General features: G+C 58.5%; 13 protein-coding genes and 2 pseudogenes. All 15 read left to right on the top strand.

All coding sequences use genetic code 11. The features are described from left to right. The first annotated feature begins 258 nt into the window (after window positions 1-258). The 15 genes and pseudogenes from fumC (at window position 259) to P6U24_RS23475 (ending at window position 17,031) form a co-directional block, all read left to right on the top strand. Window positions 259-1,674: a class II fumarate hydratase gene (fumC, locus tag P6U24_RS23545; RefSeq protein WP_407154876.1), complete on the top strand. Its 1,416-nt coding sequence runs from the start codon at window positions 259-261 to the stop codon at window positions 1,672-1,674. Between the two features lie 45 nt (window positions 1,675-1,719). Continuing rightward, complete coding sequence (locus P6U24_RS23540; protein ID WP_407154875.1) at window positions 1,720-2,091, top strand: hypothetical protein; 372 nt, start codon at window positions 1,720-1,722, stop codon at window positions 2,089-2,091. 44 nt (window positions 2,092-2,135) lie between these two features. Beyond that, window positions 2,136-3,674 (top strand): malate dehydrogenase (quinone), encoded by a 1,539-nt coding sequence (gene mqo, locus P6U24_RS23535; RefSeq protein WP_407154874.1) that lies wholly within the window; start codon window positions 2,136-2,138, stop codon window positions 3,672-3,674. A 47-nt stretch (window positions 3,675-3,721) separates the two neighbouring features. Beyond that, on the top strand, window positions 3,722-5,134 hold the full coding sequence (locus P6U24_RS23530) for a cytochrome ubiquinol oxidase subunit I (protein ID WP_407154873.1): 1,413 nt from the start codon (window positions 3,722-3,724) through the stop codon (window positions 5,132-5,134). Between the two features lie 2 nt (window positions 5,135-5,136). Further along, entirely contained in the window at window positions 5,137-6,123 is a 987-nt protein-coding gene (gene cydB / locus P6U24_RS23525) for a cytochrome d ubiquinol oxidase subunit II (protein ID WP_407154872.1), read from the top strand. A 92-nt stretch (window positions 6,124-6,215) separates the two neighbouring features. After that, window positions 6,216-7,463: a threonine/serine exporter ThrE family protein gene (locus P6U24_RS23520; protein ID WP_407154871.1), complete on the top strand. Its 1,248-nt coding sequence runs from the start codon at window positions 6,216-6,218 to the stop codon at window positions 7,461-7,463. 391 nt (window positions 7,464-7,854) lie between these two features. Next, on the top strand, window positions 7,855-8,235 hold the full coding sequence (locus P6U24_RS23515; protein ID WP_407154870.1) for a response regulator transcription factor: 381 nt from the start codon (window positions 7,855-7,857) through the stop codon (window positions 8,233-8,235). A 230-nt stretch (window positions 8,236-8,465) separates the two neighbouring features. Further along, window positions 8,466-8,967 (top strand): annotated as a pseudogene (locus tag P6U24_RS23510) (Dps family protein). A gap of 60 nt (window positions 8,968-9,027) precedes the next feature. Beyond that, a complete protein-coding gene (locus P6U24_RS23505; protein WP_407154869.1) occupies window positions 9,028-9,618 on the top strand; it encodes a histidine kinase dimerization/phosphoacceptor domain -containing protein in 591 nt (196 codons plus the stop codon). Window positions 9,619-9,886: 268 nt separating this feature from the next. After that, the gene (locus P6U24_RS23500; protein ID WP_407154868.1) at window positions 9,887-10,528 is read left to right on the top strand and encodes a glutathione S-transferase family protein; all 642 of its coding nucleotides are present in this window, start codon (window positions 9,887-9,889) and stop codon (window positions 10,526-10,528) included. 52 nt (window positions 10,529-10,580) lie between these two features. Next, window positions 10,581-10,997 (top strand): annotated as a pseudogene (locus P6U24_RS23495) (transposase); the annotation flags it as partial. 363 nt (window positions 10,998-11,360) lie between these two features. Beyond that, window positions 11,361-11,927, top strand: coding sequence for a hypothetical protein (locus P6U24_RS23490; RefSeq protein WP_407154867.1), 567 nt, complete (start codon window positions 11,361-11,363; stop codon window positions 11,925-11,927). A 382-nt stretch (window positions 11,928-12,309) separates the two neighbouring features. Next, on the top strand, window positions 12,310-13,485 hold the full coding sequence (locus tag P6U24_RS23485; RefSeq protein ID WP_407154866.1) for an efflux RND transporter periplasmic adaptor subunit: 1,176 nt from the start codon (window positions 12,310-12,312) through the stop codon (window positions 13,483-13,485). Next, window positions 13,482-16,625: an efflux RND transporter permease subunit gene (locus P6U24_RS23480; protein WP_407154865.1), complete on the top strand. Its 3,144-nt coding sequence runs from the start codon at window positions 13,482-13,484 to the stop codon at window positions 16,623-16,625. The genes P6U24_RS23485 and P6U24_RS23480 overlap by 4 nt, the downstream gene beginning before the upstream one ends. Next, window positions 16,612-17,031: a thioesterase family protein gene (locus P6U24_RS23475; RefSeq protein WP_407154864.1), complete on the top strand. Its 420-nt coding sequence runs from the start codon at window positions 16,612-16,614 to the stop codon at window positions 17,029-17,031. The genes P6U24_RS23480 and P6U24_RS23475 overlap by 14 nt, the downstream gene beginning before the upstream one ends. Window positions 17,032-17,096 lie beyond the last annotated feature (65 nt).

Raw genomic sequence — 17,096 nt, 5'->3', positions numbered from 1 at the left:
CTTGATACGGGCAATGAAGTGTCTCGATCGACCGGTCGTGCTCATTCCGCGTCACACATCTAGCTAGAACAGACGCGAAGTCTTGGCGGTGATTTTCCGTCTCTGTGCGCGCCGATGAAAGCGCCGTGAGGTTTACCCGAGGAAACTGCCAGGCGCGCTGATCCATGCAATTCCGAAAGGCGCGTTCGTTCGCGAAAGCTCATCGACCAATCGCCAAGTACTCTCCCACAGGCTGGACAGTACGATGTGAGAAACGCGATGACCGGATTCCGAACGGAAACTGACAGCATGGGCGAGGTGCGCGTTCCTGCAGATAAGCTCTGGGGTGCACAGACCCAGCGCTCGTTGGAGCACTTCAGCATCGGCAGAGATCTGATGCCGCGTGAGATGATCCAGTCATACGCGATTCTGAAGAAGGCGGCTGCCAACGTCAACCACGCTGGTGCACGCCTTGACGGGGAAGCACAGCGCCTGATCGTTCGAGCTTGCGACGAGATATTGGCCGGCAAGCATGACGGCATGTTCCCATTGCACGTCTGGATGACGGGTAGCGGCACTCAGTTCAACATGAATGTCAACGAGGTCATTTCCAACCTCTGCTGCCAGTTCGCTGGGACTCCGCTCGGAAGCAAGAAGCCTGTCCATCCGAACGATCACGTCAATATGTCGCAATCGTCGAACGACAGCTTTCCGAGCGCAATGTATGTCGCGGCAGCGCTCAACGTAAGCAAGCGCTTGCTACCATCGCTGCAGTCGCTCCATGACGCAATCGCGGCAAAATCCGCAGAGTGGGCTGACATCGTCAAGATCGGCCGAACCCACATGCAGGATGCGACCCCGCTCACGCTGGGGCAGGAGTGGTCAGGTTATGCCGGCATGCTCGCTGATGGCCTCGATCGTGTCCGCGACGCCCTGAAGGGGGTCTATAGGCTGGCACTTGGGGGGACCGCGGTGGGGACGGGCATCAACGCCGCGCCTGATTTTGCAGAAGCGGTAGCCGCTGAGATCGCGCGATTGACCGGTGAACCATTCGTCAGCGCGCCAAACAAATTCGCGGTCCAAGGCGCGCACGACGCGTTGGTGCAACTCTCTGGCACGCTTCGCGCCGTGGCAGCTTCGCTGTACAAGATCGCAAACGACGTAAGACTTATGTCCTGCGGCCCACGCGCGGGTTTTGCCGAGCTCATCATTCCTGAAAACGAACCGGGCTCCTCAATTATGCCTGGAAAAGTTAATCCGACTCAGGCGGAGGCGCTGGCGATGGTCGCCGTCCAGGTCATGGCCAACGATGTTGCCGTCGGCTTCGGTGGGGCCGGAGGCTACCTCGAGATGAACGTCTACAAGCCGCTGATCATCTACAACATCGCGAACTCGATCGCCCTCATCAGCGATAGCTGTCAGAACTTCCGAAAGTTCCTGGTTGAAGGCACCCGGCCCAATCTCAAGAAGATCAACGAATATGTCGAGCGATCGTTGATGCTCGTTACCGCTCTTTCGCCCGTCATAGGATACGACAAAGCGTCGAAGATTGCGCACTACGCGATGGATAACGACCTTAGCCTGAAGGCGGCGGCACTCAAGCTTGGTTTCGTCAGCGAAAAAGAGTTCGACCGCATCGTCGATCCGAGGAAGATGGTCAGACCTTACGTCGCAAGCGAAGGCGCGGCCAGCTGACTTCGTCAGCATCAACCGGATTGGAGTGTCGAGATGATCCGATGTGTGCGGCTGTGGACCGGAGAAGATGGGAACTCGCATTTCGAGGAGGGAGCGATCGATCTTGCGCCAGGCAGCCGCGGCGACGAGCTGAGCGACAAGATCGAGGTTGTGAGCATTTCCTTTCAGGAGACGGCATCGGGCGGCGCGTTCGCCTGGCACACGGCTCCGATCCGGCAACTGGTCATCACGCTGAGCGGCACGCTGGATTTTCAGATCAGGGATGGCAAGCATTTCGTGCTCAAACCGGGCGACGTGCTCTTCGCAGAAGACACCATTGGTACGGGGCATAGCTGGCGCCTGATGGACGAGTCTCCTTGGCGCCGGGCCTATGTCGTCCTCAAGCCGGGGGCTTCGGTGCCCTTCAAGCCCGTCTAGGCCTGTCGCAACAAAATCGAGCGCCTCGAGTGCGGAGTTGAACGATGCACAACGAAGCCATCAATGAAGCGGACGTCGTCCTTATCGGCGCCGGTATTATGAGCTCGACGGTTGGGGTGCTTCTCAAGGAGCTCGAGCCGTCCCTCTCCATCGTGATGTTCGAAACGCTCGCTGACTGCGCTCTGGAAAGTTCGGAGGCATGGAATAATGCCGGTACGGGGCACGCCGCCAACTGCGAAATGAACTACACCCCCCAACGTGCGGATGGCAGCGTCGACATCTCAAGGGCGCTCCAGGTCAATGTCGAATTCGATTTGTCGCGGCAGTTCTGGACATATTTGGTTCAGAAAGGAGCGATCAAGGACCCGCGGAGCTTTATCCATCCCGTCCCTCACATGAGCTTTGTGCATGACGCGGCGAATGTTGCCTTTCTCCGGAAGAGATTTGAGGCGATGTCGGCCCACCATTGTTACGAAGGCATGGAGTATAGCGAAGATCGCGCGAAAATCGCCGAGTGGGCGCCGCTGATTATGGAGGGGCGCTCTGCGGATGAGCCGGTGGCCGCGACGCGGATCATTACTGGAACAGACGTCGACTATGGAGCGCTGACCCACCACTTGGTGGCGCATCTCGTCGGTCAGCCGGATTGCTCGGTTCACTACAACAGCCGCGTCACCAATTTGGTGCGGGAAGGCTCGCGCTGGAGGGTCGAAGTCGAGGATCTGAAGGACGGTACCAGCCGATGGATCACAGCAAAGTTTGTGTTTATCGGGGCGGGTGGCGGATCTCTTCCCCTGTTGCAAAAGTCCGATATTCCCGAGGGGCGAGGATACGCCGGCTTTCCTGTAAGCGGGATCTGGCTGCGCTGCGACGCGCCCGAGATTGCCGAGCGTCACCACGCCAAGGTGTACGGGAAGGCCGCTGTCGGCTCCCCGCCGATGTCGGTCCCTCATCTCGATGCCCGCGTCATCGGTGGACGCCATTCATTGCTGTTCGGTCCATATGCTGGCTTTTCGAGTAAGTTCCTTAAGCATGGGTCGCTGCTTGACCTGGTCGAGTCGATCAGGCCGGCGAACGTGAAGCCGCTTCTTTCGGTGGCTCGCGACAATTTCGATTTGACTGAATATCTGATCGAACAAGTGTTGCAGTCGGAAAGTCATCGTCTTGCGACCTTGGACGAGTACTATCCGAGGGCCGATCCGAAAGATTGGAAGCTCCAGGTTGCGGGGCAGCGGGTCCAGATCATCAAGCCCGATGTCAGGCGTGGTGGCCTGTTGGAGTTCGGCACCGAGTTGGTCGGAGCGGCGGACCATTCGTTGGTGGCCCTTCTCGGAGCCTCACCAGGAGCATCAACCGCAGCATTTATAGCGCTCGAGGTACTGCAGAAGTGCTTCGCGGGCGAATTGGTCGATAGCGCCTGGCTTCCGAAGCTGAAAGAGATCATTCCCTCCTACGGCATCAACCTGATCGAAGATGCGGATTTGTGCCGGAGCATACGGGCGTCAACATCCAAGGTGCTGCAGGTCGACAACATTGCTCAACCTCAGTCCGGATCCGCATCCAAACGGCCGACGTCGGCCTGAGTAAGCAGAACAGGGGAAGGCAAACATCAATTGAGAGGACATTTCGGATGGAACTAACGCCGCTTCTCCTGTCACGCATGCAGTTCGGCTTCGCTATCTCCTTCCATATTGTGTTCCCGTCGTTCACGATCGGCCTCGCCGCCTGGTTGACGGTGCTGGAAGGGCTGCGCCTTGCAACCGGTCGGCTGGTTTACCGAACGTTGTTTGACTTTTGGCTAAAGGTATTCGGCGTTGCTTTCGGGCTCGGAGTTGTGTCCGGAGTTGTTATGGCCTTCCAGTTCGGCACCAACTGGAGCGTCATGGCGAAGATGGCGGGGCCTGTTCAAGGGCCCCTCCTATCCTATGAAACGTTCACCGCATTTGCGTTGGAGGGTGCGTTCTTCGGCATCCTGATCTTCGGCCGGCCGCGGGTCCCACCGTGGTTCTATCTTTTTTCGACGGCTATGGTCGCGCTCGGAACGACTCTCTCCGCCTTCTGGATCATGACGAACAACACGTTCATGCAGGTTCCGGTCGGCTATGTTGTTCAGAACGGAATGTTCGTGCCGACTGACTGGGCGAAGATCATCTTCAATTCAGTCGTCTGGGTTCGATTTCCGCACATGCTGCTGGCGTCCTACCTCACAGGTGCATTCTGCGTCGCCGCAACGGGCGCCTGGTACTTGCTTCGGGCAAAGTATCGCGCCGAAGCCCTTGTTATGGTTCGTATGGGGCTGTTTCTGGCCGCAGCGCTCATACCAGTGCAACTGTTCTTCGGTCATCTCGTCGGAGACTACGTGCACAAGCATCAGCCCGTGAAGTTCGCGGCGATCGAGGCCAGGTGGCACGACGAGCAGCCGGCGAGCGAAGTATTGATCGCCATTCCTGACGAGGCGACCCAGTCAAACAAATACGAGATCAAAATTCCGGTTCTGGGAAGCATCATTGCCAGCATGAGTCTAACCTCGAAAGAGGTGGGCTTGACCGATTTTAAGCCGCAGGACCGCCCGCCGGTGCTTATTCCCTTCATGACCTTCAGGATCATGGTCGGCTGCGGATTGCTCATGATGGCGATAGCGTGGTTCGGATCGTACTTGGTCTTCAAGAAGCGTATTGCTGACAGCAGGTTGATGTTGTGGGCCATCTTTCTCAGCTTTCCGCTGCCGTTCATCGCCATTCTCACTGGTTGGTATACAGCGGAAATCGGCCGCCAACCGTGGGTGGTCTATGGTGCCTTGCGGACCGCTGACGCCGTAACACCGTTCCTGACGACGTCGACGGCGATGTCCTCGCTGGTCCTGTTTGGCCTCGTCTACAGCTTCATCTTCTCTTTCGGCATTTATTACATCTACCGCCTTCTGCACGCGGGTCCCGTCGGTGAACCAATCAGAACATCGATTCCGCCTTTGCCAAATCGCCCGATGTCGCTCGCCGACCATCCGTCCCCCAATGTCCAGCGCTCTCACGCCATGGGGAAATAGCTATGGTACTGTTTTGGGTCGCTCTGCTCGCCATCAGCATCTTGATCTACCTCCTGCTCGATGGCTTCGATCTGGGTGTCGGAATGCTCTCAGGTGCCGCAAAGGACGAGGGTCACCACAGCACCATGCTGGCGACTGTCGCCCCGGTTTGGGATGGAAACGAAACCTGGCTTGTCGTCACTGGCGTGATTCTATGGGGAGCGTTCCCGGCGGTGTACGCAATGCTGCTTTCGGCCTTTTACATTCCCGTGACGGTGATGTTGCTTGGGTTGATCCTGCGGGGTGTTGCATTCGAATTTCGCAACCGGGCGCACCGAAGTCGATGGATTTGGGACCTGAGCTTCGCGGCAGGCTCTCTCGCGGCCAGCTTTATGCAGGGCGCAATGGTTGGCGCACTTGTACGGGGCCTGGAATTTCAGAATGGACAGTATGCCGGCGGGGCGTTCGGCTGGCTCTCGCTCTTCTCGGCGCTATGCGGAATTGGCCTGTGTCTGGGCTATGCGCTGCTCGGTGCCTGTTGGCTCGTCGGGAAGTGCGATGGACTGGCGCGGAAGACGGCAAGGCGACTGATTCCAGTGCTCGCGATAGCCGTGCTCGGCATTCTCGTCGTCGTCTTTCTCTACGCCCTGGCAGAACATCTTCCAATTCTGCATCGGTGGATCGAGCGGCCGCTTTTGTTCATCTTCCCGGCGATTGGTGCCGTTGCGGCGTTCGTGCTTGCGACGAGCATCCTGCGCCACGATGATCGTTGGCCGTTCCATATGGTCTCGCTCATATTTGCGTCGGCCTTCGGCACGCTTGCGCTGTCATTCTGGCCATACATGATCCCGTTCGAGATAACGATTGATGAGGCCGCCGCGCCGCACTCCAGCCTCGCGTTCATGTTTTGGGGTGAGGGGCTGTTCGTGTTTCCGCTGCTGCTTCTGTACCTGGTGATCGGCTACAGAGTATTTCGGGGCAAGGTCGGAGCGACGCCGGGTCATTATTGATCGGCGGCAAGGCCGATTTGAAGCGAGATCTATTCCGCACGCTCTACTCCGCCTCGTGGAGTTCTCAAGAGCCGCTTGTCGAGAACTCATCGATGACAACTGAGGACCGGCTTGATTTGATCCTGGAATTCGCAGCTGTCCTGTACACGAATGGACAATCCACGGATCACGTGATCGCTTCGGCTGCCCGGCTGAGCAAGGCGCTGGGTTTGGAAGCCACACTTGTACCCCAATGGGGCGTGCTGCACCTCCTGGCGAACGAACGACAACGAACCATTTCCGCCCAAGCCGCGGCAGATCCAACCGGTGTCCAGATGACGCGCGTCGCAGATGCGATGCACGCAATCGATGAGATCGTCTCGGGACGCATGACGCCCGAGTCGGCTCGGAACGCGATACGCAAAATCGCCCAATCGCCGCCGGCGCCTCGTTGGCAGTTCACATTGGCGGCGTCGGCAGGTGCGCTGGCATTGGGTGTCATTTTCGGGGTTGAGCATGTCATCGCATCTGCGCTGATTTTTGTGAGCGCCGGCGCGGGCGCTCTATTGCGCAGGTTCCTGGCAAATTTGAGCCATAACCTGCTTCTCCAGCCATTTTGCGCAGCTCTCCTCGCAGGCCTCGTTGGAGCGCTGGCCGTAAAGTATCAGCTTAGCTCGTCGCTGCGTCTGGTCGCAATCTGCCCATGTATGGTTCTTGTGCCGGGGCCGCATTTCCTTAACAGTGCGCTAGACTTCGTCGCGGGCCGAATGGGGCTCGGAATCGCGCGCCTTGCCTACGCGACGCTAATTGCGGTCGCCATCACCGCGGGCCTGTTGCTTGGACTAGCCTCGCTTGGGATCGTACTGCCGGCCGATCCTCCTGGTCGCATCGTTCCGCTGTGGCAAGATGTCATCGCAGCCGGAATCGCCGTCGCGGCTTATGGTGTTTTCTTCTCAATGCCGCTCAAAATGCTTCCGACTTGTATAGCCGTCGGAACGCTTGCACACGCCTTGCGATGGATTTCAATCATTCTTCTCGGCTGCAACGTGGCGACCGGCGCCTTCATAGCCTGCAGTTTTGTCGCGGCTGTGCTCACTCCGGCTTCGCGGCTTGCAAGTCTGCCCTTTGCGGCCGTCGGATTCGCGTCGGTCGTCTCAATGATTCCGGGGGTTTATCTTTTCCGGATGGCCAGCGGGCTGCTCCAGATCGTCGCAAGTCCCAAAATCGGACCTCAACTCGTCGATGCGACGATCAGTGACGGATTGACGGCTGTTGCTATCCTGCTGTCGATGGGTCTTGGTCTCGTGCTCCCAAAGCAGATTATCGACTATATTGCCGAGCGATCGGCCCCAGCAGGGTAACACAATTTCGAATGTCGTGCACCTTTAACGGAATGCCTTGGATCTGGGAGTGCAAGTCTCATAGCAGCACGATCGCCTCTCCAGAGCAGCTCTCTTCTCCGATGGCAGGAACGTCGCCATCGCTTACTAGGGGTGAGGATGATAGCGACCTTATCGGTATATTCCACGAGAGGGCAGCGTCATGCGGATTTGAAAGCGTGTTTACGTTTTTGGAAAGATACTCACTCGAGCGTCCCATATCCAGGAGTTTGCAGTCGAGATGAAGCTCGGCAGCCGCGGCGCTTCCATGTGAAAACTGCGCCGCGGCGTGAATACATTTCGCATTCGAGGTTGCAATGCTGCAGCCCCAGCGCCGTAGCTCCGGGGGCTGGCCACGCTTGGAGAAATAATCGTGTCCCGCACGCCGATGATTGGGGTCATCGACGATGATCCCTCGGTGCGCGCAGCGATGGAATCGATGCTCCGATCCTACGGCTACGATTTGGCGATTTACGAGTCAGCGATTTCGTTCCTGGCGAGCGATGTTGCGCGCTATTGCAGCTGCGTCATTTCGGATCTCAACATGCCCGGCATGAGTGGGCTTGAGCTCAAGCGTCAGCTGCGCCGGGTGGGCTATGAGATTCCTGTTATCATCATCACAGCGAGCAGTGGTACGGCCCTTTCGGACTACGCGCGATCCGACGGGATCTGTCATCTGCTAACAAAGCCGTTCCGCGCCAAGCAACTGATGGACTATTTGACAATGGTTCTTGCTGCCAGCGGACGGCAGTAACTTCAAATTCGATGTGCGCTCGCAGGTGGTCCCAAGAGACCGCAATGCACACGCCTGTTTGGCCGGTCATCTCCCGGTTTATTTCGGCGGTGAACGACTTAATGGAGTTGCTGTCACCTGGAGATGAATGCGGTGACAGACACGTGCAAATCGGAAAGCGACTGCGCTGGTCAAAAAGATTGCCAACGTCTGAATGGGCTAGAACATGAAATCAGATGAGGAGAACGACGATGACCAGAGCAGAACTCAGCGTTCCAAACGATCTGAGCGCAGAAGCCAGGCGTGATATCCCCAGCCGCGCTGCGAGCTTTGCTGGCAGACGTGTTTGCGCTCTATCTCAAAACGAAGAATTTTCACTGGCACATGTCGGGTCCCCACTTTCGTGACTATCACCTGTTGCTGGACGAGCAATCGGCACAGATCTTTGCCATTACTGATGATATCGCCGAACGCGCGCGAAAAATCGGTGGAACGACCCTCCGTTCGATCGGGCATATCGCGCGCGAGCAGCGGATTCTCGACAACGACGCTGACTATGTAGAGCCGCGGAGACATGCTCGCGAGCTGCGCGATGACAATCAACAGTTGGTGCGCGAGATGCGGCGGGTCCATGAGCTTTGCGAGGAGCAGGGCGACGTTGCGACCGCAAGTGTTCTCGAGAACTGGATTGATGAAGCGGAGCGACGAACCTGGTTCTTGTATGAGGCTGGTCGAAGAACCGCGGATGTGTAGTCATCATCGGGCGGGCTTGCAATGAGCGCTCTATTTGCGATATCGCATAGTGACGGTGCAATGGAACGGCTGCTGCTGCGTGAATTCGTCCACCGGATGAACAACGAGTTCGCATCGGCCATCAGCGCTATCGCGGCAGCCGAGCGCCGTTGCGACAGCGTGGACGCGAAGGCCGCAATGGCGTCGGTCCGCAATCGACTGATCGGCCACGCAAACGTACAACAGTTTCTGCGGATGCCGGATTATACCACCACGATTGATCTGGCCGCTTACCTGCATCAGCTCTGTCGAGCCATCAGCGAATCGAAGCTGGCAGGCGAGGGCATCGGACTCTCGTTAGCGCTCTTTCCGCTCAAGATGCGATCTGATCGCTGCTGGCTGTTGGGAATGATCGTGTTTGAGCTGATCACGAATGCCGCGCGGCACGCATTTCGAAACAAGGCGAACCGCGAGATCCGCCTGACAGTAATCCTCGCGGATAGATCCATCGCATGCTCGATCACCGACAATGGAGAATGCGATGGAGGCAGTTCTCCAGGTAGGGGGATCGCGATCGTTGAGGCGCTGGCGGCCACCCTGAAGGGCACAGTCGACATGCAATTCGGGCGATCCGGGTCAACCATTACCGTGAATGTACCAGTTGCCGAGTAGCGCAAACAGTGCCGCGCCGCTGTTCTTGGATCAGGTGTTCGACGGTTGCTCAGATGTCCGACAAAGTGTCCTCTGAGCATCGCCTGCGAGCAAGATCAAGACAGGGGCGGCTTTCGGTAACTGAACCCATAAGGTGGGCAGCGCCAGCTCTATAGGATGACGAATATGCGCCAAGCCTTGAGCGCATTGTGCGCCATCGATAGTCTATCGCGCGACTGGCTTAGCTCTGCGAGTGAGTACATCTAGCCCAATCCAGGAACGCTTAACTATGCTCACCGTCTATGGCGAAGGTCGTGGCTTCCGCGTTATTTGGCTGCTCGAGGAATTAGGTTTGGCTTATCGGCTTCGCCCGGTCGATCTGCTCGCAGTTGAGAATGATCGCGATTTCCTCGCGATCAACCCCGCCGGCTTCATTCCCGTACTGCAGGACGGCGAGACGATCATGGTCGAATCGATCGCGATTCTTGAGTACCTGCTCGCCCGCCACGGCTCAGGTTCGCTTGCCGTCGCCCCGGACGATCCCGCTTTCGCTTCCTATCTGCAATTTCTCCACTTGGGCGAGGCCGGGCTTGCCGGGCCGATGAACGCCGTCTTTGTCGGTCGCGAACTGGCGCCCGAAGCCGAGCGAAATGCCCGGGTCACCTGCTGGGCCCTCGAGACCTTCGAGAGCCGGCTGAGGCTGGTTATCCGCCGCCTCGCGGATTACCCCTATCTCGCCGGCGACCGATTCACCGCTGCCGACATCTCGGTGAGCTACGCCCTCCTGCTCGGCCTGCGAACTGGCAACTACGTCCCGGGTTCTACCGAGCGGGATTATCTCGCCCGCACGACGGCACGCCCTGCCTGCGCCCGAGCGATGGAAAGCTGCCAGGCCACCAAGGCTTGGGCGGCGAGATCACCGGGATTGTAGTGCTCGCTTCGTCGGAGCGGCCAAGCGCATGGTTGAGTCGGTGCGAAACTTCTCTACTTCCGTTCGCGCCCGCCAGCAGTACGCGAGGGCAAAAGAGGGAGTGCAGCTCATTGTCTCGGGCGATCGCGCGGCGGGCTCAACGACACAAGATTCATGTCATCGTCGATGCGCTGGGCTCCCACTCCGGCTCGGCCTGACCCGCCGCAAACGCATGACGGGCAGATCGCCGAGACGGGACTCAATCGTCTTCGTCCACGGGCTGTCGTGCTGGCCGACCAGGCGTACGACGCCAACCGCATCCGCGAGCTGATCCAGGGTCAAGACGCCACTCCTCACATCGCGCCGATGAGCAACTGGCGCTGAAAACCTGCTCTGGCAAACGGCTCTACCGCGAGTGCAATTTCATCGAGCGCTTCTTCTTGCCTCCCGCTACGACAGGCTCGCCACCAACTTGCTCGCGATGATCTAGCTCGCCACAATCGAGCCGTGCCTACGCGCTTACGAGTCCACGGCCCAGGCCATTTCACCATACCGTGCTGATAGGCAGCGGGACGTGCATTCCCGAAAGCGGCGCGCCATCAGTTCTCTAATTTGGAGCGACATCGCCGACCCAAACGAAGTGTAGGCCCCTGCTGTTGGTGCTGCGCTGGGATCTGCAGCATACATGGGCAGAATGCGAGGAGACGCAGGGATGAACTGAGTTGATACCCGATGAACCGAAATGCGCCTGCCGAGCGACGCGATACAAGCTGATTGCCGGAAGGACTGCGGCTCGAATTGCTCGAAAGGGTAGCGAAGCAGACCTGCCCAATCTCCCAAGCATAGGAACAATATGATGACAACGGACAAAAAGACGTTCGAGCGCCGCATCCTTTGCGAATCCGCGGCGAAATTCCACATCAACGCGCCGACTCCCACGATCGACATCACCGAATGGCTGTATACGTTGGGCGATCTCGAGTACATCAACTGTACACCGATCTCCCGGGCCCATCTTTCAGCGGGCTTCACCCGCACACCGGATGGCAAGCGAATGTCGATCAACGTCGAGGATATCGGAGGGGCTCTAATCGTCGAACACTATGTGGAAGACATCAGCGAGAAGCTGCGCTGTCGTGTTCATTCGATCTCGGACCTGCTGATCGGTCGCGAATACACGACAACCGAAGTTGTTTGGGAGCTGATCGCCGAGCACAAGCACGGTGATCACCACGAGTTTACGAACAATGTCTGGGTCTGGACGACAGAGAAGTACGATCAGTATCTCGAAGCGCATCGGATTCCCTACGAAGAGGCCCGACACGCGTACCAGGTCGCGGTGGCGGCTCACAACGCGGAGGAGACCCCCTATTTCGCCGCGTCGATCGAGCGCCATGCCCTGCGCAAGGGCGTGAGGTGAACACGGAGCGCCGCCGTCTACCACGGGCGGCGGCGCAAATCTGTCCACGCCTCACGGCGGTCTTGCTGCAGGATGATCAAACTGGTCCATTTATCAATCCGTTCCGTTTTCGTGAGAACACGTCATCCTCATCGTGCTGACGCGTAGGCTCGCGTGCTTTCCGGAAAGAGGCCTCTCCGACCGCTCTTTAACATGCCTCGGCCGCCAGCTGGAGGATCGCCATCGAGCCGCCTTGAAGCAATCGAGTTCATCGGCACTTGGCTCATATCCCGGTGCCGTGCCGCGAGAGGCGACGAGGTTCGTTTGGGCTCGAACTCGGCGAATTTTCGTGTGCGGCGGCGTGGCCATTCAATCCTGGATTATGCTCGCAGAGGAACATGCCGTGAAACGAGGTATCATCATCGCGCTTCCCGTCGTTCTCGTCATCGTGGCCGGCGGCAGCTATTGGTATGTCAAAGATGTGATCCGCCCTGTCGCGCCGGCGGCCGAGCCAGCTCCGACCGCAGTTCCGGTCGTTGCGAGCGCTGTCACGGGCAAGGACGTTCCGATCTATTTGCGGGGGATCGGCACTGTGCAGGCCTATAACACCGATACTGTGCGCAGTCAGATCCAGGGTCAAATTATCAAGATCGCTTTTACGGAGGGGCAGGAGGTCAAAGCTGGCGATCTGCTCGCGCAGATAGATCCGCGCCCCTACGAGGCGCAAATCGAACAGCTTACAGCCAATCGCGACCGGGACCAGGCCCATCTTGAAAATGCGCAGGCAAATCTCGCGCGCGACAACCAGCTTGGTGAAAAGGGCTTTGCCACTGCACAGGCGATCGAAACACAGAAGTCGCAAGTCGCGCAGCTCAAAGCTGCCGTGGAGGCGGACCAGGCGCAGATTGACCAGGCCAAGGTTCAGCTCAGCTATACCCGGCTGACTTCGGCCATCGCAGGGATCACGGGTGTTAGACAGATCGACGTCGGTAACGTGATCCATCCGACCGACCCCAACGGCCTCGTCGTTGTGACTCAGATCGAACCAATTTCACTGCTCTTTACCCTGCCGCAAACTGATCTGCCTGCAATCCAGGAGCAGCAGGCGAAAGGCCCGATGAAGGTTATCGCCTACAGCCAGGACAATAAAACGAAGCTCGATGAGGGGAAGCTGCTTCTGGTCAACAACGAGATCGCCCAGGCCACCGGGACCGTGGAGCTCAAAGCAGAGTTTCCCAATCGCGAACACAAACTATGGCCGGGACAACTCGTCAACGCACGCTTGCTCATAGAGACCCGAAAGGACGCATTGACGGTGGCTGGGTCGGCGGTGCAGCAGGGGCAAAATGGAAGCTATGTCTATGTGGTCACGCCCAAGCAGACCGCGGAGTTGCGTCCGGTCCATGTCGCGCAAATCAGCGACGGCCGGGCTTTGATTGATGAGGGTTTGAAGGCGGGCGATGTCGTTGTCATCGATGGCCAATACCGCTTGAAGGACGGTAGTCTCGTCAAGGAGTTGCATGGCAAGGCCGCGCGCGAGGCGGACTTGCAGAGTGCCGTACAGGACGCAATCCCATGAACCTTTCGGCACCCTTCATCCTGCGGCCGATCGCGACCGCGCTGCTCATGGCGGGCCTGTTGTTGTGTGGCCTTGCCACGTATCCCTTGCTTCCGGTCGGCGCACTGCCCAACGTGAATTACCCGACCATTCAGATATCGGCGCAGCTGCCCGGTGCCGATCCGCAGACGATCGCATCGTCAGTTGCGACGCCGCTCGAACAACAGTTGAGCCAGATCCCGGGCGTGACGCAGCTCACCTCATCGAGCGCACTGGGCGTAGCGCAGTTGTCCGTACAATTTGAGCTCTCACGGACGGTGGATAGCGCAGCGGTCGACGTGCTGTCCGCCATCAACGCTGCCAGTCCATATCTACCACAGAACATCCCCTATCCTCCCACGATCCGGAAGGTAAATCCGGCCGAAACTCCGATCATGTTGATCGCGCTGTCTTCTGATTCGCTTCCACTGACGACGGTCGATGCTTACGCGGAAAATATCCTGCTGCCCAAGATCTCTCAGATTCCCGGCGTCGGTCTCGTTGGAATCGGCGGCCAGCAGAAGCCCGCGATCCGAATCCGGGTCAATCCACAGGCGCTGGCAGCCCGCGGGATCAGCCTGGAAGACGTTCGGAGCGTCGTAGCTGGTGCCAACGTCGACCTGCCAAAGGGAACGCTGAATAGCCCGCGCGTGACCTATACGCTGAACACCAATGACCAGCTTCTCAAGCCGGAAGCCTACGACAATCTCATCATTGCGTATCGCAATGGCTCGCCCGTGCGGGTACGTGATATCGGCGCCAGTATCGAAGGCCCGGAGAACGACCTCCTCGCCGGCTGGTATGGGAGCCAACCCGCCATCATCCTGGCGATCCAGCGAGTGCCCGGCGCCAACGTCATCGAAACCGTGGATCGCATCAAGACCCTGTTGCCGAAACTGCAGGCCTCCGTCCCACCAGCCATCAAGGTGACGATCGCGGCGGATCGTACAGCGACCATCCGCGCCGCAGTCTCAGACGTTCAATTCACGCTCGTCTTGACCGTTGCGCTGGTCGTGATGGTGATATTCTTGTTCCTGCGTAACTTCTGGGCCACCATCATTCCGGCTGTGACTGTCCCGTTGTCGCTGATCGGAACGTTCGCGGTTCTCTACGTGCTTGGTTACAGCCTCGACAATCTCTCGCTCATGGCGCTGTCGATCGCGGTCGGATTCGTGGTCGACGACGCCGTCGTGGTGATCGAGAATATCGTGCGCCATCTTGAAGAGGGCCTCACGCCGATGCAGGCCGCGCTCAAGGGATCGGCCGAGATCGGCTTCACGATCGTATCCATAACGCTGTCGCTGATTGCCGTTTTCATCCCATTGTTCTTGATGGGCGGGTACGTCGGAAAGCTGTTCCAGGAATTTGCTATCACGATCACCGCGTCCCTCATTCTGTCGCTGATCATCTCGCTTACGCTCACGCCGATGATGTGCGCGCGCCTTTTGAAGGATGAATCGCGAAAGAAGCACGGGAGACTCTATCTGGTCTTCGAGCGTGGATTTGATGCGCTCCTGGCCTTGTACGCGCGTGGTCTGCGCGTCGTGCTGCGGCACCGCTTCGCGACGCTGCTTGTTATGCTCTCGACCATCGCCTTGACGGGATACCTCTACGTGATCATCCCGAAAGGCTTCTTCCCGCAACAGGACACCGGCCAGATAACCGGTATCACCGAAGCCTCGCAGGACATCTCCTTTCCAGCCATGTCCGAGCGGCAGCAGGCGCTGGTCGGCATCTTGTTGAAGGATCCCGACATCCAATCGGTGGCCAGCTATATCGGCCCGGGCGGCCCAACGGCGACGTTGAACCAGGGACGAATCTTTATCGTTTTGAAACCGAAGCCTGGGCGCAAGGCGAGCGCCGACCAGATTATTCGGCGGCTTGAGCCGCAGCTCGCTCATATCCAGGGTATTACGCTCTATATGCAGGCCGCCCAGGACATAACCATTGGCGCACGTCTCTCGAAGACGCAATACCAGTACACGCTGACTGACGCAGATTCCAATGAGCTAGCCCATTGGTCCTCTGTATTCCTCGAGAAGCTTCGGGCCCTTGATCTCATAACCGACGTCGCGAGTGATCAGGCCAATGCTGGACCGAAGCTCGACGTGACTGTCGACCGCGAAGTGGCATCCAGTTTCGGCATACTTCCGTCGACGATAGATAACACCCTGGACGATGCCTTCGGCCAGCGCATCGTCTCCACCATGTTCACCTCGCTGAACCAGTACCACGTCGTTCTCGAGGTTGATCCGCGATTCCAGTACGGCCCGGAAGCGCTGAAGGACATTTACCTAAATTCCGCTAGTGGCAAGCAGGTGCCACTGAGCGATCTCGTTCACAGCGAGATCAAGCCGGCTCCGATATTGATCAACCATCAGAGCATGTTTCCGTCGGTCACGATCTCCTTCAACCTGAAGCCCGGCGCGGCGCTCGGCGACGCCGTGGCCGCAATTCAGAAGATCGAGAGCGACACGGGAAAGCCGGCCTCGCTGTCGACCTCGTTCCAAGGCAACGCGCAGGCGTTTCAGTCATCGCTTGCCGGCACGCCATTGCTCATCGGGGTGGCGCTGATCGTGATCTACATCATTCTGGGCGTGCTCTACGAAAGTCTCATCCACCCCATCACGATATTGTCGACACTGCCGTCCGCCGGCATCGGTGCGCTGCTTCTGTTGCTGGCGGTCCATATGGATCTCAGCGTCATCGCGATCATCGGAATCATCCTCTTGATAGGCATCGTCAAAAAGAACGGCATCATGCTTGTCGATTTCGCGCTTGAGGTGCAACGTCAGGAAGGCTTGAGTTCCCAAGAGGCGATCTATCAAGCCTGCACCCTGCGATTCCGCCCTATCTTGATGACGACTATGGCCGCGCTGCTCGGTGGCGTGCCGTTGATGGTGGGCACCGGCACCGGCTCTGAACTGCGCCAGCCCCTCGGCTATACGATCGTTGGCGGACTGATGCTGTCGCAGATCCTGACGCTCTACACGACACCGGTCGTCTATCTGTACCTTGACCGTCTGGGCGCCTGGTTCACCAAGCGCAAGCCGAGCGAAGCGGACCCATCCAGCTTGCGGGCGGGCCAGAAGGAGACGGAGTTGCACCATGAACCCGCTTGAGAAGCTGGCCGTCGGGATGACTGCGGAAAAGGTAGTGATCGTGAGCCCCGAAATGACGGTTGGTCATGTGGTCCCCGGCATGCCCGCGGTCTACGGCACGCCGATGATGATCCTGCACATGGAGATGGCAGCGGGATTGGCCGCCCAACCATCACTGCCGAATGGATATGTCAGCGTCGGGATGACGGTCAATATTCGCCACCTGGCGGCGACGCCGGTCGGCCGCACTGTGCGGGCGCTTGCCAGGATAATCGGGCTTGAGGAGAAGAGAATCCTCTTCGAGGTCGAGGCTTGGGATGGTAACCGGAAGATCGGTGACGGCACTCACCGGCGGGGTGTCGTCAATGTGGTCGAATTCGAAAGGCGGTTTGGTGTGTTGCCGCTGGCCGAGCCGGCGACCACCTGAAGCAAATCCTGGCCCCTCCTGGCTGACGGCCGACACAGTGCTTTCAAGACGCGGGTAACAAGGCG

Source organism: Bradyrhizobium sp. STM 3557 (assembly GCF_045571465.1).
Lineage (GTDB): Bacteria > Pseudomonadota > Alphaproteobacteria > Rhizobiales > Xanthobacteraceae > Bradyrhizobium.
Note: the sequence above shows the minus strand (reverse complement) of the source record. Positions and strands in the feature narration are given on the sequence as shown.

Coding starts and splice junctions, on each gene's coding strand:
- mqo (WP_407154874.1), top strand. CDS start 2,136: ATGCACAACGAAGCCATCAATGAAGCGGACGTCGTCCTTATCGGCGCC.
- P6U24_RS23480 (WP_407154865.1), top strand. CDS start 13,482: ATGAACCTTTCGGCACCCTTCATCCTGCGGCCGATCGCGACCGCGCTG.
- P6U24_RS23505 (WP_407154869.1), top strand. CDS start 9,028: ATGGAACGGCTGCTGCTGCGTGAATTCGTCCACCGGATGAACAACGAG.
- fumC (WP_407154876.1), top strand. CDS start 259: ATGACCGGATTCCGAACGGAAACTGACAGCATGGGCGAGGTGCGCGTT.
- P6U24_RS23490 (WP_407154867.1), top strand. CDS start 11,361: ATGATGACAACGGACAAAAAGACGTTCGAGCGCCGCATCCTTTGCGAA.
- cydB (WP_407154872.1), top strand. CDS start 5,137: ATGGTACTGTTTTGGGTCGCTCTGCTCGCCATCAGCATCTTGATCTAC.
- P6U24_RS23530 (WP_407154873.1), top strand. CDS start 3,722: ATGGAACTAACGCCGCTTCTCCTGTCACGCATGCAGTTCGGCTTCGCT.
- P6U24_RS23520 (WP_407154871.1), top strand. CDS start 6,216: ATGACAACTGAGGACCGGCTTGATTTGATCCTGGAATTCGCAGCTGTC.
- P6U24_RS23500 (WP_407154868.1), top strand. CDS start 9,887: ATGCTCACCGTCTATGGCGAAGGTCGTGGCTTCCGCGTTATTTGGCTG.
- P6U24_RS23475 (WP_407154864.1), top strand. CDS start 16,612: ATGAACCCGCTTGAGAAGCTGGCCGTCGGGATGACTGCGGAAAAGGTA.